Source organism: Brachybacterium sacelli, from assembly GCF_017876545.1.
Classification (GTDB): domain Bacteria; phylum Actinomycetota; class Actinomycetes; order Actinomycetales; family Dermabacteraceae; genus Brachybacterium; species Brachybacterium sacelli.
This window is the reverse complement of sequence record NZ_JAGIOD010000002.1, coordinates 1,566,325-1,590,472: the sequence shown is the minus strand read 5'-3', so window position 1 is coordinate 1,590,472 and position 24,148 is coordinate 1,566,325. Positions and strand designations below refer to the sequence as shown.

The window sequence follows — 24,148 nt, the reverse complement described above, 5'->3', positions numbered from 1 at the left end:
GCGGTGCCCGCGGTTGCTGGTGCATGCACTGGCGGCTGTGCATCACTGAGTGGGTGGATAACAAGGGCGAGGGCAACAAGGCCGCCATGCGCGCACTCGCAGAAGGCGATAGATCACCCGGAGTCGTGGGGTATCTCGATACCGAGCCGGTGGCGTGGTGCGCCTTCGGAGATCGCTCGGACTTCCCCCGCATGCAGCGCTCAACCCTGCTGCAACCGGTCGACGACGAGCCGGTCATCTCACTGACCTGCCTGCTCATCAAGAAAAGCCACCGCAGCGAAGGACTGCTGCCCGCGTGGATCACCGCCGTCTGTGACCACCTCGCCGAGACCTCCCGGACACGCACGGTCGAGGCCTACCCGGTCGAACCTTCCCACGGACGCAAAGCCGGGCCAGACACGGCGATGACGGGCATCGACAGCGCGTTCACCGCCGCGGGGCTCACGAAGGTCGCCCGACCCAAGCGCGACCGGCCCGTCCTGAGGTATCACCTCCCGTGACCGCCACCACCGAATGGGTCGAGGACCATTTCATCGCCGGGGATCTCGCACTGGACTTCGCCAACACCGTCTACCGCCGTACACCCGAACTCGGTGCCGACCTGTTTACCAACGCCGTCGCACTCACCACGTGGCTCGACCGGACGCATCTGCTGCCTGCGACCGACCAACCGTATGGCCGTTTCGCTGATCCCGACGCCGCGCTCGACGAGGCTCGCGCATTGCGTGGGCTCTTCTGGACGGTCTTCGACGCGCACAGCGACGGCCGCACGATCCCCGCAGACGCCTTGAGCAGCCTGCTGGCGACCGCCCGCCGCGGCATCGCCGGTATCACCGTGAACCCCGACGGCTCTATGACGACACTGGCCTCGGAGGGGGTGTTCGCCATCCTGGCGCTACGCGCCATCAGGCTCGTGCTCAGCCCGCCCTCGCGAGGCGTGCACGCCTGCGATCGGTGTGGCTGGTTCTTCCTCGACAACTCGCGCGGCCGCCGTCGCCGCTGGTGCAGCATGAAGACCTGCGGCAACCAGGCCAAGGCAGAACGCTTCCGCGCCGCCCACCCCTAACTGAGCGCGGGCGCGCTACGCCAGCGCTCAGGTCAGCTGGCCACACAAGTTATCGCTTCGGTAGATCCGTGAGCGGGTCCATTCCATCCTGGCGTCGCTCAATGTTCTATCCCCTCGGTATCTGCGGCGATGTCGTAGTCGACCACGAAGTCATAGTGATCGCTGACGGTCGTAGGGCCTGCGTCAAAGGCGCGTCGGCAGGATCGTGCGATCAGGGAAGGGCCGCTGTGTCCACAACGAACGAGTACATGGTCGATACTGCGGAAGGGCCAGTCTTGGTCGACCTGGAACGGATTCGCGGTCGTGTAGGTCTCAATTACCTCACCGCCGCGTGTGGCTTCGGTGGCGCTGCGGTAGCAGACACTGGTCTCGCCGATGACGTGCCGCCCCGTCCAGAAGCGCAGGCTGTCGGACGACGGGTCGGCGTCCATGTCGCCGGCGACGATGACGTGGCCGGGCTTGTCGATGATGAGTTGTTCGAGGGCTCTTGCGACGGTGTGGGCCTGCAGGAGTCGCTCGCGCTCGTGGTCCAGTTGGTAGTCCGGGAAGTGGTTGGCCACCCAGATTCTGCCGAGAGGCTCGGGGGCAAGGACCTCCGTGATCAGACAGGCACAGGCGAAGTCCGCGGTGCGTTCGGTGACGTTGAGATCCACCTCGACGACCTCGCCGAGCGGCCAACTGCTCGCGGTCGTAATGCCCTGGCCAGCTGGAACGCCCCGGTCGCCGGACTCGCGGACCGTTTGCTGGGCAAGTCGATATCCGCTACCGAGCATCAATGCGGCCTGGTCGAACTCGGCGGTCAACACCGTCTCTTGCAAGGTGATGATGTCGGCATCAATCCGTGCGAACTCGGCCCGCATTGCCTCTAATCGCTTGGACCATGCCCCTCGGGGTCCCCAAGTGTTCAGAGTCGCAATCCTCATGCTCCCATTGTCTCCGCCCGGCGACTGGGGACCAAGCGCGAACGGTCGGTTCACCGTGCCTGTCCGCATTCTGTAGGCCGATCGGGACCGCTGGCAGTATGTGGCTACCCGCAACGGCTCAGCAATGACATTCCCGCGGCTGACCTCGTCGTCGTGCCGCAGGCCTGCCACTTCGTCATGGAAGACGCCCCGGAACAAGTTGCGCGCGAAGTCAGAGACTTCCTCTCTGTTCGGACCGGGGGATATGGGACGGACGCACGGAAACGAGACGCGTGGGCCGAGCTCGTGGTGGTCAAAGTGGTGGCCCTGGCGCGCGGAGAAGACTTCGACCGGCTGTTCCGGCCCCTCAACCCTGCTCTGCGGGACCGACGAGGACGCCTCGCTCGTATCGGCACGGCCAGTTTGTCCCCGGTGTCGCTGGTCCGGGTCGGCGAGCTGCATTTCGTCGACGACGGACATCACCGCCTCTCGATCGCACGAGTCCGGGGCCAGCTCGCCGTCGAAGCCGTGATCTGCTCTGTTTGCACGGTCGCCTTTGCCTGCGCGTGCCTGACGCAGACGGATCTGCAGGTCAAGGCTGCCGCGCGCCGATGAAGTGCCCAGCACAACGACACCGCCGTTGCCGAGGACGAGGGTGTCCTCGACCCTGCGGTTGCTGCTGCCTGGTGGAGACGCCACGTCGTCCCGCTGGCGCACCGGGCTGGATGCGACGGGGCCGGGAGCATCGCAGCGGCCTTCCTGTGCATCCACGAACCTTCGCAGCGGTAGCCGACGTCCTGCGGTCAATCGTGGAACGCGCGATCACAGGACTGAGCGGCCGCCGTAGAGCGCGGATTGTCGGACTGCCGCGGCAGACACAGGCGACCTGGCGCGCCGATTCATGACCGGACACAGATCGGTGATGGGACGATGGGCTCATGAATGAGTGGCCGGCGTGGGCGACGGAACCGGTGCGTGTTCAACCGCCCGACGAGGAGTGGCAGCGACGTGGGGCGTCGAACTCGACGCTCACCTCGTCGCGTAGAACGCCACCGCCGCCGCCGCAGCGACGTTCAACGAATCCACTCCGCCCATCACCGGGATCGTCACCCTGCTGTCGAGCCGACGGTCTGCAGCCGGAGTCAATCCATGCCCCTCGGACCCGAAGACGAGAGCGAGCTTCTCATGGTCTTCTGCGGCCAGTTCGTCCAAAGTGATCGCTCCCTCGCCCAGCGTCATGCCCGCGACGATGAACCCCGAGTCCTGGAGTGTGCCGATGCTCTCCGGCCAGGACTCGATTCTCGTCCAGGGGAGCTGGAAGACCGTGCCCATCGAGACTCGGATCGAACGCCGGTACAGAGGGTCCGCGCAGCGAGGGGTGACGAGAACTGCATCGACGCCCATCGCCGCGGCACTACGAATTAGAGCACCAACATTGGTGTGGTCCACGATGTCCTCGAGGACCGCCACCGTCCGGGCGCCCTGCAGGAGGTCCGAGACCCGGGGCAGCTCCGGGCGCTGCATGGCGGCGAGGGCCCCGCGATGGAGGTGGAAGCCGGTGAGCTGCTCGATGAGCGGCTCCTCCCCGACGAATACGGGGACGTCGGGGAAGCGCGCGTACAGAGGCGCGAACTTCTCCAGCCACTTCTCGCTCATGAGGAAGGAGCGCGGGGCCATCCCGGCCTCGAGCGCCCGGGAGATGACCTCGTAGCTCTCGGCCATGAACAGCCCCCGCTCGACCTCGACCCGGGCGCGCAGCCGTACATCGGTCATGCGCAGGTAGTCGTCGAGCGCGGGGTCCGCGAGGTCGGTGATCCGACGCAGCTGCGGGAGCTCCACGGCCGCTCAGTTCAGCGAGAGGGAACGTGCGGTGTACCGCTCGCCGCGCTGCTCGACGACCAGCGGCAGCCCGAAGGTGGCCGTGAGGTTCTGCGAGGTGAGCGTCTCCTCGATCGGACCGGCGGCGACGACCCCGCCCTCGCGCAGCAGGGCGACGTGCGTGTAGCCCGGCGGAATCTCCTCGACGTGGTGGGTGACCAGCACGGTGACCGGGGTCGCGGGATCCTTCGCCAGCCGGCCCAGGGTGCGCACGAGCGACTCGCGTCCTCCCAGGTCCAGGCCGGCGGCGGGCTCGTCGAGCAGCAGCAGCTCAGGATCGGTCATGAGTGCGCGGGCGGCGAGGACCCGCTTGCGCTCCCCCGTGGAGAGGGTGGCGAACCTGCGGGTGGCGAGGTCGCCGACCCCGAAGGCTGCCAGCAGGGTGCGCGCGCGGTCGAGGTCGAGCTCGTCGTACTCCTCGCGCCAGCGGCCCACCACGCCGTAGCCGGCGGTGACCACCACGTTCTCCGCAGTCTCCTCGACCGGGATGGTCTCGGCCAGTTCCTGGCTGGCCAGACCGATCATGGGCCGCAGCTCGAAGATGTCGACCTTGCCGAGCTGTTCACCGATGAGGTCGACGGTCCCGCTGGTGGGATGCATGCGGGCGGCCAGCAGCCGCACCAGCGTCGACTTCCCGGCACCGTTGGGGCCCAGGATCGCCCAGCGCTCGCCCTCGGCGATCTCCAGGGAGACGGCATCGAGAATGCTGTGCCCGCTGCGGCGGACGACGACATCGGTCAGGGAGGCTGCTGCGACGGACATGGCCTGAGCCTATCGTTCCCGGGCGCCCCCTCGTGACGACCTCCCGCCCTAGACTGAACAGGCTCCGAACCGCCGCTGAGGAGGTCCCGTGCCGCACCGTCCCGTGTCCCTGCACGCCCCGCGAGGGTCCGTCGCGGCCGACGTGATCCGGGAGGGCATCGACGCCCTGCTGGCCGAGGACGCCCAGGACGTTCCCCTCGAGTTCCCCGCCGAGGCACTCGCCGAGGCCGAGCGGGCCGCCGCCTGCGAGCTCGCCGCCGACGATCGCACGGATCGCACCGCGGTCCCCTTCGTGACCCTCGATCCGGCGACCTCCACGGACCTCGATCAGGCCATGCACCTCGAGCGGACCCAGGACGGTTACCGCGTGCTGTACGCCATCGCCGACGTCCCCTGGTTCGTGGGCCTCGACGGTGCGCTGGACCGGGAGGCGCGACGACGCGGCGAGACCGTCTACCTCCCCGACCGGCGGATCCCGTTGCACCCGGAGAAGCTCTCCGAGGGGGTCGCCTCGCTGCTGCCCGGGCAGATCACGCCCGCCTTCGTCTGGGTGCTCGATCTCGACCCCGACGGCGCTGTCCGCGCGGTTGACCTGGAGCGCTCCCGGGTGCGCTCCATCCGGAAGCTCGCCTACGAGCAGGTGCAGGAGGACCTCGACCGCGGCGCGGGACATCCGACGATGATCCTGCTGCAGGAGATCGGCGCCCTGCGCGCGGCGCAGGAGATCGCGCGGGGTGGGGCGAGCCTGAACGTGCCCGAGCAGGAGGTGGTGGCCGACGGGGACCTGGTGCGCCTGACCTGGCGTCGCCCTGTCCCGATCGAGGACGCCAACGCCCAGATCTCGCTGATGACCGGGATGGCCGCCGCCGAGCTCATGCTCGCCCACGGCGCCGGGATCCTCCGCACCCTGCCCCCGGCCCGGGGCCAGGCGATCGACCGCTTCCGCCGCCAGGCCGACGTGCTCGGCGTCCCCTGGCCGGCGGACCGGGCCTACGGCGCCTTCCTGCGCGACCTGGACTGGCACGAGCCCGCCCACCTCGCCCTGCTCAACCACGCCACCGCCCTCTTCCGCGGCGCATCCTATGCGGCGTTCACGAGCCCCGAGGAGGTGCCCGCGGACCCGGCGCAGGCCGCTGTCGCCGCTCCCTATGCCCACACCACGGCCCCGCTGCGCCGCCTCGTGGACCGCTTCGTGCTGCTGGTGTGCCACGCCCACGCCCGCGGGCACCGCCCCGCGCCGGAGCTGCTCGCCGCGCTCGGAGAGATCCCCGACGCCATGCGGACCACCGGAGCGCGGGCCGGGAACCTCGAACGGCTAGCGCTCGACCTGGTGGAGACCTCGGCCCTGGCCACCTGGGAGGGAGAGATCTTCAGCGCGACGGTGATCGACCGGCGGGAGGCGAGCGGAGCGCCGACCCGGGTCGAGGTCCAGCTCACCGAGCCGCCCGTGACCGCCTGGGTCGCCATGGACGCCGCCCCCGGCGACGTGGTCCGGGTGATGCTGGAGTCGGTCGATCCCGAGCGGAGCCGCGCCCTGTTCGTTCCCGCGCAGGAGGAGGCCGCATGAGCGAGGCCGCAGCCGGAGGCGACCTCGTCGCCCTCCCCCGGGCCGCGGTGCTGATGCTGTGGACCTCGGCCTACCTCCGCGGCGACCTCGGTCCCGACGACGCCTCCGAGATGAGTCACGGCGTCGGCCGCAGCGCACCCAGCGGCGAGGGCGAGGACCTGTTCACCTGGATGACCTCGCTGCGCCGCCTGCCGCTGGCGCAGCTGCGCCTCGTGCTGCCGGTGCCGGGCCGCATCGCCGGCCTCGTCGGCCCGCCGGCGGCACTGCCCGCGGCGCTGGACGCGGAGCAGGCGATCGTGGTGACCGCCGCCGGGATCGCCGACCACACCCTGATCCCCGTGATCAGCCCGGCCGATCCCTCCGGCGGCGCGCGGCACGCCGTGGGCTGGACCCGTCTGGCCGCTCCACTCGGGACGCACGTGCCGCCGGCGGCGTCCTCCGGCCACGCCCGCCAGGAGCTGCTGCGCGCGCTGCGCCGGGTCGCCGACGGCAGCATCGATCTGGACCTCGTGCCCGACGAGCCGGTCGAGCCGGCCCGGATCCCGCCCACCTGGATCTCGACCGCGCTCCCCCGCCACGTCGACGCCGGCGCCGCTCATCTGCTGGTGCTCGCCGCCCGCACGCTGCTGCTGACGCGTTCCGAGATCGACGAGGGGCACGGACACACGATCCATCTCGCCGAGGCCCTGGCCAGGCGGGGTCTGCTCGACGAGCTGCACGACGCCGCCCGCAGTGCTCTGGTCGAGGTCGTCGAGCGGATCACCGCGGACCAGACCGACTGATCAGGCGTTCTGCGCGAGCACCGTGCGGTAGACGTCGAGGGTGCGTTCGGCGATCGAGGTCCAGGAGAAGTGCTCGGCGGCACGGCGGCGGGAGGCCTCGCCCATCCGCCGGGCCCGCTCGCGGTCCGAGACCATCCTGGTCAGCGCCTCGGCGAGGTCCGTGACGAAACGGTCCGGGTCGACCGGGGTGCCGGTGCCGTCGCTGAGCTGCTCGAGCGGCACCAGGTACCCGGTCTCCCCGTCCGCCACGACCTCGGGGATGCCGCCGGTGGCAGAGCCGACCACCGGGGTGCCGCAGGCCATCGCCTCGAGGTTCACGATCCCCAGCGGCTCGTACACGCTCGGGCACACGAAGGTGGTGGCGTAGGTGAGGATCTGGGTGAGCTCATGGCGCGGCAGCATCTCGGTGATCAGATGGACGGTTCCCCGCTGTGCCGAGAGCTCGCCCACCAGGGAGTCGACCTCCCGCGCGATCTCCGGGGTGTCCGGGGCCCCGGCGCACAGGACGACCTGGCACTCGGCGGGCAGCTCGCGCACGGCGCGCAGGAAGTACGGCAGGCCCTTCTGGCGGGTGATGCGGCCGACGAACACGATCGTCGGCGCCTCCGGGTCGATGCCGCGGGAGGTCAGGGCGTCCGTCGCCGGGTTCGGTGACCACTGCTCGATGTCGATCCCGTTGTGGACCACGTGGACCTTCGCGGGGTCGACCCGCGGATACGCGCGCAGGATGTCCTCGCGCATGCCGCCGGAGACCGCGATGATCCCGGCCGCGCCCTCGTAGGCCGAGCGCTCGGCGAAGGAGCTGACCCGGTAGCCGCCGCCCAGCTGCTCGGCCTTCCACGGCCGCAGCGGCTCGAGCGAGTGCGCTGACAGCACGTGAGGCATGCCGTGCAGCAGCGAGGCCATGTGACCGGCGAAGTTCGCGTACCAGGTGTGGGAGTGGACCAGGTCCGCCCCGGCGCAGTCGGCGGCGATCAGCAGGTCGGTGCCCAGAGTGCTGAGGGCGGCGTTGGTGCCCTCGAGCTCCGCCGGGGTGCTGTACGAGCTGGTGCCGGTCTCGTCCCGCGCGGCGCCGAACGCCCGCACCTGCACGTCGACGTGCGGGCGCAGCACGCGGGTCAGCTCGGCGACGTGCACCCCGGCGCCTCCGTAGACCTCCGGGGGGTACTCCTTGGTGAGCAGATCCACGCGCATGACCGACTCCTTCTCCTCAGGGGCGTGACGGGTGCCACGTCTGGTCTATCCTCGCACCATGTCGTCCACCAAGGTCCTCGCCATCGTCCTCGCCGGCGGTGAGGGGAAGCGGCTGATGCCGCTGACCCTCGACCGGGCGAAGCCCGCCGTGCCCTTCGGCGGCAACTACCGCCTCATCGACTTCGCGCTGTCGAACATCGTGAACTCCGGCTACCTGCGGGTGGTGGTCCTGACGCAGTACAAGTCCCACTCGCTGGACAAGCACATCGCGCAGACCTGGCGCATGAGCTCCCTGCTGGGCAACTACGTCGCCCCCGTCCCCGCGCAGCAGCGCATGGGCAAGCACTGGTACCGCGGTTCGGCCGACGCCATCGCCCAGTCCTTGAACCTCATCTACGACGAGAAGCCGGACTACGTGGTCGTGGTCGGCGCCGATCACGTCTACCGCATGGACTTCTCCCAGATGGTCGACGCGCACGTCGCCTCCGGCAAGGCCTGCACGGTCGCCGCGATCCGGCAGCCCCTCGAGCAGTCCGACCAGTTCGGGGTGATCGAGACCGACCCGTCGGACCCGAGCGCCATCACGCGCTTCGTCGAGAAGCCGACCCGGACCGAGGGCCTCGCGGACGACCCCGGCTCGATCCTCGCCTCGATGGGCAACTACGTCTTCACGGCCGACGCACTCGTCGAGGCCGTCACCCGCGACGCCCAGGACGACGAGAGCAAGCACGACATGGGCGCAGACATCGTCCCCTACTTCGTCGAGCAGGACTCCGCGGGGGTCTACGACTTCATCCACAACGACGTGCCCGGCTCCACCGACCGCGACCGGGACTACTGGCGGGACGTCGGCACCCTGGACGCCTTCTACGACGCCCATCTCGACCTCATCGCGATCCATCCGGTGTTCAACCTGTACAACTACGACTGGCCGACCTTCACGGGCCACCGCAACGAACCGCCCGCGAAGTTCGTGCACGCCGGGCCGGGACGCGTGGGCACCGCGGTGGACTCCGTCATCTCCCCGGGAGTGGTCATCTCCGGGGCGCAGGTGTCGAACTCCGTGGTCTCCCCCGGGGTGCGGATGAACTCGTGGTCGACGATCTCGGACTCGGTGATCATGGACGACGTCTCCATCGGCCGTCACTGCCAGATCCATCGCGCGATCCTCGACAAGAACGTCGTCGTGCCGCCGCGCACCCAGATCGGGCTGGACGCCGAGGCCGACCGGGCCCGCGGCTGGGTCGTCACCGACTCCGGCATCACGGTGATCGGCAAGGGCACGGTCATCGAACCGTGAGCGCAGCAGGACTGCTGGTCTCTGACGTCGATTCCACGTTCCTCGCCCAGGAGGTCATCGAGCTGGTCGCCGACCACGCCGGCGTCCGGGACCGGGTCGAGGAGATCACCACCGCGGCGATGCGCGGCGAGCTCGACTTCTCCCAGTCGCTGCGGGCCCGGGTCGCGCTGCTCGAGGGACTCCAGGAGTCCGTCCTGGCCGAGGTGCGCGCCGTCCTCGTGCCGACGCCCGGAGTGCTCGAGCTGGTCCGCCGGGCGAAGGCCGACGGCTGGGTGGTCGCCCTCGTCTCGGGCGGCTTCCACGAGGTGATCGACGAGCTGGCCGTTTCCGCGGGCATCGATCACGTCCTCGCCAATCGCTTCGGGATCGAGGACGGACGGTTCACGGGCCAGGTGTCGGGACCGATCATCGACGGCGCGGCCAAGCGGCGCGCACTCGAGGAGTACGCCGCGACCTACGACGTACCGGTGCCGAGGATCGTCGCGATGGGCGACGGGGCGAACGACCGGGAGATGCTGCGGGCCGCGGGCACCGGCATCGCCTACCGGGCCAAGCCGGCCCTGCGCGAGATCGCCGACGTGGTCCTCGACGGCGAGTCGCTGTTGGAGGCCTGGCCCCACCTGCAGGCGGCCGCCGCCCGCTGAGACCGCTTCAGGGGCGCACGATGGTGTGCAGTCTCAGCGCGTCCTCGTCCAGGTCCGACCAGTGCGCCAGGGAACCCGACAGGACGCCCATGCCGCCGGTGGGCATCCCCAGACGGGTCTGGGCGACGGAGCCCGCATCGGAGTCCTCGTCCGCGAGCAGGGAGGTCAGGGAGGACATCGTCGGCTCGTGCCCCACCACCATCACCACCGCGTCGGCGTCCTCGACCTCGCGCAGCAGAGCCAGGACCTCCGCCGCCCCGCCGCTGTAGATGTCCTCGTGGAAGGTCACCCTGCCGTCGAGGGCCGGCATCGCCGCGGCCACCGCGTCCCAGGTCTGCGTGGTGCGCAGGGCGTCCGAGACGAGGACCCGTGCCGGGTGGACGTTCTGGGAGGCGAGGTACTCCCCCACCAGCTGCGCCTGTGCCGTGCCGCGCTCGGCGAGCGGACGCTCGTGATCCGGCTGTCCGGAGCCGCTGTCCGCCTTGCCGTGACGCATCAGCAGCAGCAGGCGACTGTCGGGGTCGGAAGATGACATGGGGCTGCGTTCACGCCTTCGTTCGGAATGGTCGGGTCGATCCGCGATCGTCGTCAGTGTCCCATGCCCAGACCGCCGTCGACGGGGATCACGGCACCGGAGATGTAGGCTGCATCGTCCCCGGCGACGAACGCCACCACCCGCGCGACCTCCTCGGCGTCGGCGAAGCGCCCCGCCGGGATGGCCTTCAGATAGGTCGCCTGCAGGTCCTCGGGCAGGGACTGGGTCATCTCGGTGTCGATGTAGCCGGGAGCGACGACGTTCGCCGTGATCCCGCGCGAACCGAGCTCGCGGGTCAGGGCCCGGGCGAAGCCGACCAGGCCAGACTTCGAGGCGGCGTAGTTGACCTGCCCCGGGGAGCCGTAGAGCCCGACCACGGAGCTGATCAGGACGATGCGGCCCTTCTTCTTGCGGATCATGGACTTGATGACCCGCTTCACGGTGCGGAAGGTCCCGGTGAGGTTGGTGTCCAGGACGGACTCGAAGGCGTCATCGCTCATCCGCAGCAGGAGCTGGTCGTCCGTGATGCCGGCATTGGCGATCAGCACCTCGATCGGACCGTGCGCCTCCTCGGCGGCCCTGATCGCGACCTCGAGGCTCTCCCCGTCGGTCACATCGGCGGCGACGGTGAGCGACCCCTCGGGTCCGCCATGGCCGGAGCGGCTGGTCACGGCCACCTTGTCGCCGCGGCGGAGGAACTCCTCGGCGATCGAGCGGCCGATCCCGCGGTTGCCTCCGGTGATCAGGACACTGCGCGGCTCGGGGGTGGCGTCGGACATCTGGGCTCCTCGGTCAGGGGGTGACGGGCGGATCGCGGGCGGCGGCTGCGGCCTCGTCGGATCCGTGTGCTCTACGATACGGGGCGAGAGAGTGTCGGGAATCTCGGGGGAGACCCGCCCACGAACGTCAGCCCTGGGAAGGTACTACGCAGATGTCATACCGCTTCAACCCTCCGCCGAACTGGCCGATCGAGGATCCTGACTGGTCGCCGCCCCCGGGGTGGCAGCCGGATCCTTCGTGGGGCCCCGCCCCCGAGGGCTGGAACTTCTGGATCGAGGCCGACGGGCCCGCACAGCCCGCAGAGCCCGTCGAGGACGACGCGACGCGAGTGGTCTCGACAGGTCCCGCGCAGCCTGTGGAGGAGTCCTCGACGGAGCAGCCGCCCCGTGACGACTCCGAGGTGCGCGCTCATGAGGTGTCTGGCCCGGGGCAGGAATCCGCGGCCGGCGGAGAGCCGCCTTCGAGCATCGAACAGGCCCCCGAGGAGTCCGGCAGCGGACACGAGGACGAGACGCACGTGGCGGGGACGGGTGAGGGGAGCACCTCCGAGACCGCCGAGTACCAGGGACCCGACCTCGAGGCAGGATTGGCGCAGCAGGCGCCGTACGAGTCGGCCGAGCCCGTCCAGTCCGGTCCCTACGGCGGCTCCGATCCCTACGGCAGTGCGGGTGCATCGCAGCCGGAGCAGGGATACGGGGCGGCCGCCCACGGAGACCAGGGCTACGGCCAGCCGTCTCCGGCACCGGGGTACGGCCAGCCGTCTCCGGCACCGGGGTACGGCCAGGGTTCTCCGGCACCGGGGTACGGCCAGGGCTCCGCCTCCGACTATCCCGCGTCCCCGGGGTTCGGGCAGAGCCCTGAGACCGGCTCCGGGTGGACTGCGACCACCGCTGCGGGAGAAGCCCCGAAGAAGGGCGTGTTCGCGCGGTTCTGGTGGGTCGGGTGCATCGTGCTGTTCCTGATCGTCGCCCTGATCGTCGCCGTCATCGGCGGCATCCTCCTCTTCCGCGGTGGTGACGAGACCGCCGGGGGTGGTGGCCAGACCACCACCCAGGAGCAGACCGCCACCGAGGACGAGTCCGCCACCGAGGAGGAGGCCACGATCGAGGCCGAGTCCCCGAATCCGACCACCGACCTGCCCACGATCGACTCCTCCGCGACGGAGAAGGAGGTCATCGGGGAGAACGGTGCCGGGACGCTGGCAGTGCACACGCAGTGGCTGCCTGCCGAGAAGCTGCCGAGCAGTTACGGCGGCACCGTCGAGAAGGCGCAGAACGGCGAGTACCTCGTCGTCACCGCGCAGATGACGGTGACCGAGGGCACCATGGAGTTCCCCTCCTACTACTTCTCCGTGGTCACCCCGTACGGAGGCTCGGTCGACAGCTCCTCGGAGACTTTCGGGCTGGCCGATTCCGGCATGGACTACGACACGAACTATCAGTTCGAGAAGGGTGAGACGTACACGTTCAAGGTCCTGTACGACTTCGAGCGCTCCGCCGGCAACACCCTGCAGTACGACAACTACGTCGATGTGTACTCGTGGGAGATCCCTGAGTGAGTCCGCAGTTCAACCCCCCGCCGAACTGGCCGGAACCACCACGTGAGGACTGGGTCCCGCCGGCGGACTTCCGCCCCCACAGCTCGTGGGGGCGGGTCCCGGCGGGGTGGCGGCTCTGGCTGCCGGAGAAGCCGCTCGGTCACGGGGAGCCGCCGCTGCACGATTCCGAGGACATCCCCGCCAGCGGCGCCCGGCCGCGCCGCCGGGTGGAGACCTACCCGGTCGCGGTGCTCAATCCGGGCATGTGGTCGCAGAACCATCTCGAGGACGAGGACTACGGGTTCCCTCCCGCGAAGCCCGTGAAGGACCGCCCCAGGTTGCGTCTCGGGGTCACGATCTCCGTGACCGTCGCAGGCTTCCTGCTCGCCGCGGCGACCGCCGTGATGTTCGTGCTCCTGGTCGATTTCGCGATCGAGGACCTGCCCGGCATGCTCTCCGGCAGCGCGGGCTCCGTGCTCGCCCCCGCCTCCGAGCCGGGCGTCGTGGCCTCGGCGCCGGATGCCGGATGAGCCGACGTCCCTCCCGTCTGAGCGTCCTGCTCGGCCGCGAGACCCTGGTGGGCCTCCTGCTCGTCCTCCTCGCCTCCGCGATCTGCGTCTCCCTGGGCTTCTGGCAGTTCGGGCGATTCGAGGGCAAGCGGGACGCCGCCGCGGTGATCGAGAGCCACTACGAGGCCGAGCCGGTCCCGCTGGCGGACGTGCTCCCCTCCCCCGACTTCTCGTTCGGCGCCACGGATGACTGGACACCCGTCGAGCTCCGCGGCAGCTACTGCACCGACCCGGACTGCGTGCTGTACGTCCGCAACCGCCAGCTCCAGGGCAGCGTCGGGTTCTGGCAGCTCGTCCCGTTCACCACCGACGAGGGCTCCACCCTGCTCGTGGTCCGCGGTTGGGTGAACTCCCAGAGCGAGCGCTCCGCCCCGGCCGACCCCGCCCCCGTGCCGGAGGGCGAGCTGAGCCTCACCGTCCGCCTGCGCCCGGCGGAGCCCGTCCTCGATCGGGAGATCCCCGAGGGCCAGGTGCACTCGGTCAACCCGCCCCAGATCGAGGGCCTGCTGCCCGCCGGTGACGGCGAGATGATCACCGACGCCTACGGGGACCTCGCCGCGGAGGAACCGGAATCCCCCCGTCCGGTCGCCCTTCCCGAACCCGACAGATCGCTCGGCCCGCACTTGTCCTACGCGGTGCAGTGGTGGGCCTTCGCGCTGTTCTTCCCGGGTGCGCTGATCTACCGCACCCGTCGCACGCTGCAGGACCTCGAGGCCGACGAGAACGCCCCCGACGACGCAGGGACTCCCCTGCGCGAGAACACCGATCATCGCCCCCGGCGGCCGGCTCCCACCCGGCGCCGGGGCCTCGACGAGGAGGAAGAGGATGCCCTCATCGACCACCGGGACCGCTGACCGCCGCGGAGCCCCTGCCGGACGTTTCCTGCCGGGCCCCCGGCCCCGCCGGATCGCTCACCGAGGGCTCGCCCTCGAGGCACCCGAGAACACCCTGAGCGCCTTCCAGGCCGCCGTGGACGCCGGGGCGGACCTGCTGGAGACCGACACCCGCGCCACCGCCGACGGGCTCGCCCTCACCGTCCACGACGAGGACCTGCAGCGGATCGCGGGCGACCCCCGCCGCATCGACGAGCTGACCGCCGCCGAGGCAGGGGCCGTGCGCCTCGCCGGCGACGAACCGCTCGCGATGCTCGAGGACGTGCTCGAAGCGTTCCGTGACGTGCCGGTCAACATCGACGTCAAGGCGCCCTCGGCCATCGGCCCGGCCGTCGCCGCGATCGCCCGCACCCGCAGCGCGGACCGCGTCTGCATCGCCGGCTTCGACGGCTCCGTGGCCCGCCGGACCGTCCGCACCGTGCAGGCGGCCACCGGCATCCTCCCGGTGCGCAGTCCCGCGCGCGCCGTGATGGCCTCGTTCCTGGCCGCGCGCGCCGTCGAGGCGCCCGACGCGGTGATCGGACGTCTCCTCGCCCCCTACGGCGCCCTCCAGGTCCCCCGGACCTACCAGGGCTACCCGATCGTGACCGAGGCGAACATCGCCGCCGCCCATCGCGCGGGCTGCGAGGTCCACGTGTGGACCGTCGACGACCCTGTGACCATGCGGGATCTCCTGGTCACGGGCGTGGATGGTATCATCACCAATCGCGTCGATCTGCTCTCCGAGCTGCTCGACGCCCCCTGAGCACCCCGCCCCCGGAACAAACCCGGTCCCGCGAGCGTTGCCACCCCTGAGACTTCATCCCGGCAGGAAGCGAGAACCGCATGAACAGCCGCAGCCTGCGAGGCACCCGACTTGGCTCCCTCTCCATGGAGACCGACGAGGGCGTCCTCGCCGCACCGCGCCAGGAGGCAATCTACGACTGCCCCAACGGCCACCACATCGTCCTCCCCTTCTCGGTCGAGGCGGACGTGCCCGCCGTCTGGGAGTGCCGTTGCGGCGCTTCCGCACTGCTTCGTGACCACGAGCGGCCCGAGGAGAAGGCCGGCAAGCCGGTGCGCACCCACTGGGACATGCTCCTGGAGCGCCGCAGCGAGGAGGACCTGCAGGTGCTCCTCGACCAGCGCCTGGCGCTGCTCCGGTCCGGTCGCCTGCACCAGCGCCGCAACCTCTGAGTCGCGCCCGCGACGGACGGATCGCCCCCGCTCCACCTCACGGTGGGCGGGGGCGATCCGTCTGTCCGTGTCCAGGCCCTGAGGCTCAGTCCTGGGTAATCGTCGGCGGCGACTCGGGGCGGTCGGACCGCTCGCCGCGTCGCTCGGGCTTCTGGGCGTCGAGGATGATCTCCCCGTCGATGACGCCGGTGCTCGAACGGCGGTAGAGCACCCGTCGGGCGCCCTCGGAGCCGCTGCCCAGTCCCATCGCCTTGACCGACCGGCGCTGGACGGGCGTCAGCAGCAGGATGAGGCCGACGAGATCGGTCAGCACGCCCGGGAAGAAGAAGAACACCGCCGAGAGCACGGTGAAGGCGGGGCGGGAGAGATGGTCCTGGACGTCGCCGTCACCGCGCACTGCCCGGATCAGGGAGCGCAGGCGCACGAAGGACTGCTGTCCGGCAGCCACCAGCAGGGCGACGCCGACGACCCAGCCCACCGCGATGATCAGCACCGACCACCACAGGCTCGTGGAGACTCCGATGAGCACCAGGATCGTCAGCTCGAGGAGACCGACCACCACGATGACGATCGGCAGCAGCGTGCCCCAGCGGGAACGGTCGGGGCGGGGACCGGTGCCGGGTGCTGTGCTCATGCGGGAAGACTAACGCAGCCGTCGCAGGATCCGCTGGGTGCGGCGTGAGAGTCCCCAGAGAGTGATGAGCACCAGCGCCTCGCGCACGATGCGGGGGGACATCTTGCTGGCCCCCTCGGTGCGCTCGTCGAAATCGATCGGGACCTCGGCGATGACGGCACCGAGGTCACGGGCGCGCCGGGTCATGTCCACCTGGAAGCAGTACCCCTGGGACGCGATGTCCCCGGCGACCAGCTCCCGCAGCAGATCGGCGCGGAAGGCGCGGTAGCCCGCCGTCGCGTCCCGGACCCCGAGCCCCAGCAGCGCTTGCACGTAGACGTTCGCTCCGCGCGAGAGCAGCAGCCGGGACAGTGGCCAGTCGTGCACGCGCCCGCCGGCCACCCAGCGCGATCCGATCGCGAGATCCGCACCCCGGCGCACGGCCTCCAGCAGTCCGAGCAGTTGCTCGGGCCGGTGGGAGGCGTCGGCGTCCATCTCCACCAGCTGCGCGTATCCGTGCTCGAGGCCCCAGGCGAAGCCCGCCAGGTAGGCCGGGCCGAGGCCCTCCTTGCCCGCGCGGTGCAGGACGTGGACGTGGGTGTCGCACTCCGCGGCGTGGTCGGCCCACTCCCCCGTGCCGTCGGGCGAGGAGTCGTCCACGACGAGCACATCCGCTGCCGGCACCGCGGCGCGCAGCCGGGCGAGGGTGCCGGGCAGTGCCTCGCGCTCGTCGTAGGTGGGGATGACGACCAGGGTGGGCGGCAGCGGGGCGGTCGAGGGTCGCATCTCAGCTCCTCCCACGGTGGCGCGGGAGCGGGGACAGGGCCCGACGCCGGCTCGAGAGCGCGGCCAGGAACCCGACCAGGCCCAGTGCGGACAGCCCCACGGCGATCCAGGGTCCGGCGGCGATCGCCGGGGTGATGCCCGTGCGCAGCGGCACGTCGGCGAGGACTGCGCCCTGGTCCCAATGGTCGACGAAGTCGAGCTGGCGCCCCTCCGGGGTGAAGATCGCCGAGTGCCCCACGGTGGAGACGTGCACGACGCTGCGCCCGGAGACGACGGCCATGACCTTCGCCTCGGCGACCTGCTGGATGGCTTCGTGCGAGTCGCCGAACAGGGCGTTGTTGGACTGCACCACGACCACCTCGGCGCCGTTGCGCACGACGTCACCGACCAGGTTGTCGTAGGCGATCTCGAAGCAGATCAGCACGCCCACGCGGTGATGGCCCTGGTCGAGCTCCTCCATGTCCATCACTCCGACCTCGTCGCCCGCGATCATGTCGCGCGAGATCAGATCGACCTTGTCGGTGATCGAGCGGAAGAAGTCCCGCATCGGGACGAACTCGCCGAAGGGCACCGGGTGCCGCTTGGAGTAGGCGTACGGGGTGGAGCCGTCGGGCGCGTACAGCACCGACTGGTTCAGTCGCTCGGACTCGCCGACCGCCACCTGGGTGCCGATGAGGATGGGCGCACCGGCCTCGGTCGAGGCCGAGCTGATCTGGTCGGCCATCCAGGGATCCTGGCGCGGGTCGTAGCCGGTGGAGTCCTCGGGCCACACGATCAGATCCAGCTGCTTGCCCTCGTCCTGCGACTGCTGGACGGTGTCGCGGGTGACAGCGAGATGGTTCTCGAACACGTCGTCCGGCATGGCCAGCGTGGCCGGGTCGATCTTCTCCATCGAGCCCTGGACGCCGGCGACGGTCATCGTGCCGCGGTCCCCCGGCGCCGTATTGGGCGGGGAGGGCGCGACCACGGTGGCCAGGATCGCGGCCACGGCGAGGGCGAGCGGCCACACACCGGCGAACCCGACGAGACCGCGGTGACGGCGCCCCAGCAGGGAGAGCGCGCCGTGCAGCAGCATCTGCCCGAGGAGGGCGACGACGAAGGCGAGGCCCGCCACGCCGATCCAGGGACCGAGGTTCAACAGCGAGGAGTCGGCCAGGGCGAAGGCGCTGGAGCCCCACGGCAGGCCGCCCCAGGGGGCGTGGCTGCGCAGCGTCTCGATGCCGACCCAGAGCGCGGAGACCACCACCGCGGAGGACAGGCACAGCCCGCGCCGCAGCATGACGGTGCGGGCCAGCAGCCCGAAGACCACGACGTACAGCGCCTCGAACACACCCAGCGCCACCCACGGCAGAGTCCCCGCGTAGGTGTTCGCCCAGGCCGTCAGCGGGACGAAGAACGCCGCGCCCCAGGCGAGCGAGACCAGGATCGACACCCACACGCTGCGCACCAGCAGGCCGGCGCCCAGGAGGGCCAGGGAGACGGGCAGCAGCATCCACATCCCGTAGGGCGGGAAGGCGAGCAGGGCGGCGGCCCCGCCGGCGACGGCGCAGACCAGGGCGATGGGCCACGGCGTGGGGTCGAACTCGTCGCGCGCCCGCCGCGAGCCGGCCCGGGCGGAGGCGGCCCGGGTCGTCGCGGTCATACGGGGCTCCCCCCGAGACGGTCATGGACGACGACGCCGTCGATCACGGTGCGCAGCGCCCGCGGCGTGCCCTGGTCGAGATCGGGCAGCAGCGGCGTGCGCGAGCGCGGGTCGGTGGACCAGGCCTCGACCCGCTCCGCCCGTGATTGCACGGTGAGGTCCCAGGGCTCCCACATCACGAAGGTCGCCTCGATCCCGGTGGCCAGCGACCCCGGGTGCCGCCGGCCGGCGACCCGCTGACCGCCGCGGGTGGAGGCGAGGAAGGCCGCACGATCGCTGATCCGCTGCGCGGCCGGGGGCCGCCGGGTCGCCCCGCGCACCCAGTCCCAGGGATCGGCGCCGATCTGCTCCCCGCCCGAGCCGAAGGCCAGCGGGGTGCCCTCGGTGAGCAGGTCGAGATGATCGGCGCTCTCGGTGACGGGGGCGAGGACGCGGACGCCCTCGCGCTGCCCCGTCGGCCCGGGAAGGCGCAGCACGATCCCCCGGGCGGCCGCCTCCGCGTCCTCGGCGGGATCGGGAGCGGCGCCGTCGGCGGTGGCGGCGGCGTCCACGAACCCGGGGGTGAGCAGGCAGCCGGTGGCGTCGACGACCTGGGCGCCGTCGTGGATCACCCGTGCCGTGTCCTCGGGGCCGGTCCAGGCGATCAGGCCATCGGCCACCAGCATCGCGGAGGCCTCGGGATCCTGGCTGCTGTACAGCACGATGCCGGTGTAGAGCGTGGGCAGGGCGGCGTCGGTCTCTCTCACATGCCCCAGGGTCTCGTGCGCGCCTGGGAGAACGCTCATCGGTCGATCTCCTGGGCGACGAGACCGCGGCGCACGGCACGCACCGCCTGGTGGGCGACGGATCCCAGCTCCTCGTCGGCGGTGAGCTGGTCGAGCAGATCGATGACCTGCCGGCAGTGGCGCACGAAGTCCCCGGGAGGCAGGTCGTTGCCGTCCAGGGCGGCGGCGAGATAGGCGCCGTGGGCCCAGCGGTGCACGATCGCGGCGATCGCCGGATCGGGCGGCGCGGTCGGGTCGATGCCGTGAAGGGACTCGGCGGCCTGCAGCTCGGCGGCCAGGCGGCCGGTGGCCTCCATCGCCGCGTCGACCGCGGGATCCGCCAGGGGCTCGGGGGCGCGGTCGTCGCGACGGGCCTCGTGGACGGCGGCGGAAACCACGGCGGCCAGTCCCGCGGCGTCCAGGCCCTTCCAGGCACCGTGCTCGAGGCACTGGGCGATGAGCAGGTCGCGGTCGCTGAACAGGCGGCGCAACCGCAGTCCGCCGGGCGTGGGAACCAGCTCCTCACCGCTGCGTGTGAGATAGCCGAGCTCGACCAGCAGGTCCGCGAGACGGTCGAACTGTCGGGCCAGCGAGCTGGTGCGGCCCTGGATGCGACGCTGGACGCCCTCCAGATCGGTGCGGGCCTTCCGCCAGCGACCCACCCACCGCAGATGCGATTCGAGCTCCGGGCAGGCGGCGCAGGGATGGGCGCGCAACTCCTCGCGCAGCTGCTGGAGGGTCTCGTCGCTCGCAGCGGTCGACGGGGTCCGCTCGGTGCGGGCGCGCACCTCCCGGCGGGGGTCGTCGCGTCCCGACAGCCGCTGACGCAGCGCGGCCGCGGTGTCCTTGCGCACCTTCCCGCTGCCCAGAGCCTCCTGGCGGGGCAGCCGCAGGGTGTCGATGACGGCCGGAGAGGAGGGCACGTCCCCGGGACGGAGGCTGCGGCGCCGTCCCTCCGTGTCCAGCAGGTCGACTTGCGGCCCGCCGAGCACGACCCGGTCCACGTCGAGCACCACGGCGTAGCCTCGGCGTTTGCCACCGGGCACGGCGATCACCTCGCCGCGGCGCAGCCCGCCGAGCACCGTGCGGGTGCGGTCGCGATCCGCGGCGGCGCGGGCACGCGACAGCGTCTTCTCGCGCTCGCTGATCCGCTCCTGGAGCTCGGCGTACCCGAGCAGGTCGCCTCGGTCGCAGGTGACGGCCTCGCGGTAGGACTCCGCGGTGTCCTCGAGCTCGCGGGCGCGGCGGGCGAGCCCCACCACGGAGCGGTCCGCCTGGAACTGGGCGAAACTCGTCTCCAGCGTCTCCCGTGCCCGGGAGAGGTCGAAGCGGTCCAGCAGGTTCACGGTCATGTTCGGGGTGGGCCGGAAGGCCGAGCGCAGCGGGAAGGTGCGCCGGGAGGCCAGCGAGCCGACGGCATGGGCGTCGAAGCGGGGCCCGGCCACCACCACCGCGTGCCCCTCGGTGTCGATCCCGCGGCGCCCCGCCCGGCCGGTCAGCTGCGTGTACTCCCCGGGGGTGAGGTCGGCATGGTCGACCCCGTTGAACTTGACCAGCTTCTCCAGCACCACCGAGCGCGCCGGCATGTTGATGCCGAGGGCGAGCGTCTCGGTGGCGAAGACGACCTTCATCAGCCCCGCCGCGAAGAGCTCCTCGACGACGGTCTTCAGCAGCGGGAGCATCCCTGCATGGTGGGCGGCGTAGCCGTCGAGCACCGCGCGGCGGAACGCCGCGATGCCGAGCACGTCCTCGTCCTCGATCCCGATGGGTGCGAGTCGATCCTCGAGCACCGCGCGGATCTCGCGACGCTCGTCCTCGTCGGTCAGGCGCAGACGGACCCGCGCGCACTGCTGGACGGCGCCCTCGCAGCCCGCCCGCGAGAAGATGAACATGATCCCGGGCAGCAGGGCGGCGTCCTCGAGCAGCCGCACGAGCTCGGGCCGGCGCGGTGGCCGCGGTCCTCCGGGGTGCCCGCCACCGCCCTGGGGGCCGCGACCCTTGCGCAGGTGCGGCGGTTTGTGCTGACCGGACCCGCGGGGGCGGTGCCGGCCGCTGGTGCCCCGGCGACCGCCGGGGGCGCGTCCGCGGCCGCGGCCCGAGCGCTCGTCGACCGGCAGGGAGAAGGAGGTGACGCGCTCGATCTCCGGGTTGACGTGCCGATCCCCGCGCACGCCGGGCCCGTGGGAGACGACTGCCTCACCGTGGGAATCGACGAAGAGGTCCATCAGCTCGTCGCCGACCACCACGTGCTGCCACAGCGGCACCGGACGCGTCTCGGAGACCACGATCTCGGTGGAGCCTCGCACCTCCTGCAGCCAGGCACCGAACTCCTCCGCGTTGGAGACCGTCGCCGAGAGCGCGACCAGTTGCACGGAGGGATCGAGATGGATGATGACCTCCTCCCACACCGGGCCGCGCAGGCGGTCGGCCAGGTAATGGACCTCATCCATCACCACGAAGCCGAGACCGTCCAGCAGGGACGAGTCGGCGTAGAGCATGTTGCGCAGCACCTCGGTGGTCATCACCACCACATCCGCCTCGGGCCGGATCGAGGTGTCCCCGGTCAGCAGCCCCACCGCGTCGTGCCCGAGCCAGTCCACCAGCTCGGCGAACTTCTGGTTCGACAGCGCCTTGATCGGGGCGGTGTAGAACACCTTCCGGCCCCGGGCGCGCGCCAGGTGCACGGCGAACTCGCCGACGACGGTCTTGCCCGCGCCCGTCGGCGCGGCGACCAGCACCGAGCTGCCGTCCTCGAGGACCTGGCAGCCGGCCAGCTGGAAGTCGTCCAGCGCGAAGTCGTAGCGGGTGGTGAAGGCGCCGAGCTCGGAGGCGGCGAGCTTCTTCTCCGCCTGCCACCGGGCGTAGCGCTCGGACGGTGAGCTCACGAGGAACCTCCTGAGGAGACGTCGGCCAGCAGCCGCACCGCGCCCGGCAGCAGCCGGGCGGTGATCGGCAGCAGCGCGCGCGGCTCGCCGTCGGCGTAGCAGCGCAGGGAACGGCCGTGGCGCAGCCCGACCGTCACCTCCCGCACGGGGCGGATGCCGAAGCCGTCCACCGAGGTGTGGGTGCCGCGGAAGACCCGCGGGAAGAAGCGCAGCAGCTCCTGCCGTCCGACCTTCTCGAGGGTGACCAGCTCGAGGGAGCCGTCCTCGAGCCGGGCGTCGGGGACGACGCGCATCCCCCCGCCGAAGGTCCCGGAGTTGGAGAGGGTCACGAGCGTCGCATCCAGCTCGATCCGCTCCCCGCCGTCGATCTCGAGCCAGTACGGCAGCGGCGTGAAGGCCGGCAGCTCCCGCAGCACCGCCGTGGTGTACCGGAAGCTGCGGGCGCGACCTGAGCTGTTCGCCCGCGCGTTGACCAGCGCGTCGAAACCGAGATTGACATTGCCCAGGGCCACCGAGCGGTGCGGGAGCGCGTGCTCGCCCGCGGCGAGGATCTCGATCGCATCGACCGCGACGACCGGACGGGACAGCGCGTGCAGGAGGATCCGCACGGATTCCTCGGGGTCGTTCAGAGGCAGGCCGAGCGCGCGGGCGAAGTCGTTGCCGCTGCCGGCGGGCACGATGCCGAGCCGCACGGGGCTGTCGGCCACGATCTCGGCACCGAGGGAGACCGTCCCGTCGCCGCCGACGACGACGAGCGCGGTGAGGGTGTCGCGCACCTCGAGGGCCCGTGCCCTGGCCACGGAGGCCGAGGGTCCCGACAGGTCGACCACCGAGATGCCCGCCAGACGCAGCAGGTGACCGACCTGTCGACCGACCCGGTGCGCGGTGCCGAGGGCGGCGGTCGGGTTCGAGAGCAGACCGACCCGGAGCCTGCTCACCGTCCGTCCTCGTCGTCGAGGCTCGACGGCTTCTCGAGGGGTTCGGTCTCGTCGTCGTCCAGCTCGTCGTCATCGCCCACGCCGTGGCGCTTGTCGTGGATCAGTGCGATGACGATCGCGGCGAAGAACAGGCTCGCGATCACAGCGGACATCGCGAGCAGGGTGAACGGCTCCGGCGTCGGCACCATGATCGCGGTGAACAGCACGCTGATGAAGATGATCCAGCGCCAGGCCTTGAGCATGGTCCGACCCCGGATGAGGCCGAGGAAGTTCATCAGCACCATCACCACGGGGACCACGAAGGCGATGCCGAAGGCGAGCATCGTCTTGACCAACATGCTCAGGTACTCGTCATACTTGATGAGCTGCATGACCTGGTCGGCTTGCGGGGTGAAGCTCAGAAGCACGGGGACCAGCTGGTTGATGGCCCAGTACCCTGCGGCGCATCCGATGAAGAACAATGGGATGGCCGTGCCGAAGAAGCCCACCGCGTACTTGCGCTCGTTCCGGTGCAGACCCGGCATGACGAACATCCAGATCTGCACCATGATCACCGGGGAAGCAAGCAGCAGGCCCACATATGCGGACATCTGCAGCTGCACGTTCAGACCGGTGCCCACGCCCTGGAAGTTGAGGTCCGCCTGCAGACCCTGCGCAGCGGCAACCCTGAACGGGCGCTTGAGCGCCTCGAAGACCCAGTCGAACAGGAACCAGCCCACGACGGAAAGGATCAGCACCGCCGCAGCGCTGATCACCAGGCGATTGCGCAGCTCGATGAGATGCTCCCCGAGGGACATGCGCCCTTCGGGGTCCTTGGGCGAACGCGGCTTCCTGGCCCGTTCGCGGCCCTGCGTATCACTCGCCACGGGTCTGCTTCCTCCCAGCGTTCGAGGTCCGGGCGATCATCTGCCCGGACCCCCTGGCGTCAACCGGCG

The 24,148-nt window shown here is 70.9% G+C and carries 25 protein-coding genes; 12 read left to right on the top strand and 13 right to left on the bottom strand.

Features of this window, described 5'->3' with window-relative positions; genetic code table 11:
• Nucleotides 1–23: 23 nt before the first annotated feature.
• Together JOF43_RS21660 and JOF43_RS22820 are read left to right on the top strand one after the other, a co-directional pair.
• Complete coding sequence (locus JOF43_RS21660) at nt 24–500, top strand: hypothetical protein (protein ID WP_209905197.1); 477 nt, start codon at nt 24–26, stop codon at nt 498–500.
• Nucleotides 497–1,066, top strand: coding sequence for a CGNR zinc finger domain-containing protein (locus JOF43_RS22820; RefSeq protein WP_342592256.1), 570 nt, complete (start codon nt 497–499; stop codon nt 1,064–1,066). Before JOF43_RS21660 ends, JOF43_RS22820 begins: the two co-directional genes overlap by 4 nt.
• Nucleotides 1,067–1,164: 98 nt before the next feature.
• On the opposite strand, the gene JOF43_RS21650 is transcribed toward JOF43_RS22820, so the two are convergent.
• Entirely contained in the window at nt 1,165–1,989 is an 825-nt protein-coding gene (locus JOF43_RS21650) for an endonuclease/exonuclease/phosphatase family protein (protein WP_209905196.1), read from the bottom strand.
• Nucleotides 1,990–2,166: 177 nt separating this feature from the next.
• On the opposite strand from JOF43_RS21650, the gene JOF43_RS21645 reads away from it, so the two are divergent.
• Nucleotides 2,167–2,583, top strand: a complete 417-nt coding sequence (locus JOF43_RS21645; RefSeq protein ID WP_209905195.1) for a hypothetical protein — start codon at nt 2,167–2,169, stop codon at nt 2,581–2,583.
• Nucleotides 2,584–2,997: 414 nt separating this feature from the next.
• Here JOF43_RS21645 and JOF43_RS21640 read toward each other — a convergent pair whose 3' ends face one another.
• Together JOF43_RS21640 and JOF43_RS21635 are read right to left on the bottom strand one after the other, a co-directional pair.
• Nucleotides 2,998–3,807 carry a TrmH family RNA methyltransferase gene (locus JOF43_RS21640; RefSeq protein WP_209905194.1) on the bottom strand — a complete coding sequence of 270 codons (810 nt, stop codon included), beginning with the start codon at nt 3,805–3,807 and terminating at the stop codon, nt 2,998–3,000.
• Between the two features lie 6 nt (nt 3,808–3,813).
• Nucleotides 3,814–4,608, bottom strand: coding sequence for an ABC transporter ATP-binding protein (locus tag JOF43_RS21635; protein WP_209905193.1), 795 nt, complete (start codon nt 4,606–4,608; stop codon nt 3,814–3,816).
• Nucleotides 4,609–4,696: 88 nt separating this feature from the next.
• Here JOF43_RS21635 and JOF43_RS21630 point away from each other — a divergent pair, with 88 nt between their 5' ends.
• Together JOF43_RS21630 and JOF43_RS21625 are read left to right on the top strand one after the other, a co-directional pair.
• The gene (locus JOF43_RS21630; RefSeq protein ID WP_209905192.1) at nt 4,697–6,175 is read left to right on the top strand and encodes an RNB domain-containing ribonuclease; all 1,479 of its coding nucleotides are present in this window, start codon (nt 4,697–4,699) and stop codon (nt 6,173–6,175) included.
• A complete protein-coding gene (locus JOF43_RS21625) occupies nt 6,172–6,957 on the top strand; it encodes a hypothetical protein (RefSeq protein ID WP_209905191.1) in 786 nt (261 codons plus the stop codon). The genes JOF43_RS21630 and JOF43_RS21625 overlap by 4 nt, the downstream gene beginning before the upstream one ends.
• Here JOF43_RS21625 and glgA read toward each other — a convergent pair whose 3' ends face one another.
• Nucleotides 6,958–8,151, bottom strand: coding sequence for a glycogen synthase (gene glgA / locus JOF43_RS21620; protein WP_209905190.1), 1,194 nt, complete (start codon nt 8,149–8,151; stop codon nt 6,958–6,960).
• Between the two features lie 58 nt (nt 8,152–8,209).
• On the opposite strand from glgA, the gene glgC reads away from it, so the two are divergent.
• The gene (gene glgC, locus JOF43_RS21615; protein ID WP_209905189.1) at nt 8,210–9,451 is read left to right on the top strand and encodes a glucose-1-phosphate adenylyltransferase; all 1,242 of its coding nucleotides are present in this window, start codon (nt 8,210–8,212) and stop codon (nt 9,449–9,451) included.
• Nucleotides 9,448–10,095: a phosphoserine phosphatase SerB gene (serB, locus tag JOF43_RS21610; protein ID WP_209905188.1), complete on the top strand. Its 648-nt coding sequence runs from the start codon at nt 9,448–9,450 to the stop codon at nt 10,093–10,095. The genes glgC and serB overlap by 4 nt, the downstream gene beginning before the upstream one ends.
• Before the next feature lie 7 nt (nt 10,096–10,102).
• Here the strand turns inward: serB and JOF43_RS21605 are convergent, their stop codons facing one another.
• Together JOF43_RS21605 and fabG are read right to left on the bottom strand one after the other, a co-directional pair.
• The gene (locus JOF43_RS21605) at nt 10,103–10,630 is read right to left on the bottom strand and encodes a SixA phosphatase family protein (RefSeq protein ID WP_209905187.1); all 528 of its coding nucleotides are present in this window, start codon (nt 10,628–10,630) and stop codon (nt 10,103–10,105) included.
• Between the two features lie 53 nt (nt 10,631–10,683).
• The gene (gene fabG, locus JOF43_RS21600) at nt 10,684–11,409 is read right to left on the bottom strand and encodes a 3-oxoacyl-ACP reductase FabG (RefSeq protein WP_209905186.1); all 726 of its coding nucleotides are present in this window, start codon (nt 11,407–11,409) and stop codon (nt 10,684–10,686) included.
• Nucleotides 11,410–11,561: 152 nt separating this feature from the next.
• On the opposite strand from fabG, the gene JOF43_RS21595 reads away from it, so the two are divergent.
• The 5 genes from JOF43_RS21595 (at nt 11,562) to JOF43_RS21575 (ending at nt 15,585) form a co-directional block, all read left to right on the top strand.
• Nucleotides 11,562–12,968: a hypothetical protein gene (locus JOF43_RS21595; RefSeq protein ID WP_209905448.1), complete on the top strand. Its 1,407-nt coding sequence runs from the start codon at nt 11,562–11,564 to the stop codon at nt 12,966–12,968.
• On the top strand, nt 12,965–13,477 hold the full coding sequence (locus JOF43_RS21590; protein WP_209905185.1) for a hypothetical protein: 513 nt from the start codon (nt 12,965–12,967) through the stop codon (nt 13,475–13,477). Before JOF43_RS21595 ends, JOF43_RS21590 begins: the two co-directional genes overlap by 4 nt.
• Nucleotides 13,474–14,370 carry an SURF1 family cytochrome oxidase biogenesis protein gene (locus JOF43_RS21585; RefSeq protein WP_209905184.1) on the top strand — a complete coding sequence of 299 codons (897 nt, stop codon included), beginning with the start codon at nt 13,474–13,476 and terminating at the stop codon, nt 14,368–14,370. Before JOF43_RS21590 ends, JOF43_RS21585 begins: the two co-directional genes overlap by 4 nt.
• Entirely contained in the window at nt 14,342–15,154 is an 813-nt protein-coding gene (locus tag JOF43_RS21580) for a glycerophosphodiester phosphodiesterase family protein (protein WP_209905183.1), read from the top strand. The genes JOF43_RS21585 and JOF43_RS21580 overlap by 29 nt, the downstream gene beginning before the upstream one ends.
• Nucleotides 15,155–15,234: 80 nt before the next feature.
• On the top strand, nt 15,235–15,585 hold the full coding sequence (locus JOF43_RS21575; RefSeq protein WP_209905182.1) for an RNA polymerase-binding protein RbpA: 351 nt from the start codon (nt 15,235–15,237) through the stop codon (nt 15,583–15,585).
• An 85-nt stretch (nt 15,586–15,670) separates the two neighbouring features.
• On the opposite strand, the gene JOF43_RS21570 is transcribed toward JOF43_RS21575, so the two are convergent.
• Genes JOF43_RS21570 through tatC form a run of 7 tightly spaced genes read right to left on the bottom strand, consistent with a single transcriptional unit; the run spans nt 15,671 to nt 24,079 of the window.
• On the bottom strand, nt 15,671–16,219 hold the full coding sequence (locus tag JOF43_RS21570) for an FxsA family protein (protein ID WP_209905181.1): 549 nt from the start codon (nt 16,217–16,219) through the stop codon (nt 15,671–15,673).
• A gap of 9 nt (nt 16,220–16,228) precedes the next feature.
• Nucleotides 16,229–16,984 (bottom strand): polyprenol monophosphomannose synthase, encoded by a 756-nt coding sequence (locus JOF43_RS21565; protein WP_209905180.1) that lies wholly within the window; start codon nt 16,982–16,984, stop codon nt 16,229–16,231.
• Nucleotide 16,985: 1 nt separating this feature from the next.
• Nucleotides 16,986–18,626: an apolipoprotein N-acyltransferase gene (lnt, locus tag JOF43_RS21560; RefSeq protein WP_209905179.1), complete on the bottom strand. Its 1,641-nt coding sequence runs from the start codon at nt 18,624–18,626 to the stop codon at nt 16,986–16,988.
• The gene (locus tag JOF43_RS21555; protein ID WP_245354647.1) at nt 18,623–19,411 is read right to left on the bottom strand and encodes a hypothetical protein; all 789 of its coding nucleotides are present in this window, start codon (nt 19,409–19,411) and stop codon (nt 18,623–18,625) included. The genes lnt and JOF43_RS21555 overlap by 4 nt, the downstream gene beginning before the upstream one ends.
• Nucleotides 19,408–22,275: a DEAD/DEAH box helicase gene (locus tag JOF43_RS21550; RefSeq protein ID WP_209905178.1), complete on the bottom strand. Its 2,868-nt coding sequence runs from the start codon at nt 22,273–22,275 to the stop codon at nt 19,408–19,410. The genes JOF43_RS21555 and JOF43_RS21550 overlap by 4 nt, the downstream gene beginning before the upstream one ends.
• On the bottom strand, nt 22,272–23,213 hold the full coding sequence (locus JOF43_RS21545) for a diacylglycerol/lipid kinase family protein (RefSeq protein WP_209905177.1): 942 nt from the start codon (nt 23,211–23,213) through the stop codon (nt 22,272–22,274). Before JOF43_RS21545 ends, JOF43_RS21550 begins: the two co-directional genes overlap by 4 nt.
• A complete protein-coding gene (gene tatC / locus JOF43_RS21540; protein WP_342592255.1) occupies nt 23,210–24,079 on the bottom strand; it encodes a twin-arginine translocase subunit TatC in 870 nt (289 codons plus the stop codon). The genes JOF43_RS21545 and tatC overlap by 4 nt, the downstream gene beginning before the upstream one ends.
• Between the last annotated feature and the right edge of the window lie 69 nt (nt 24,080–24,148).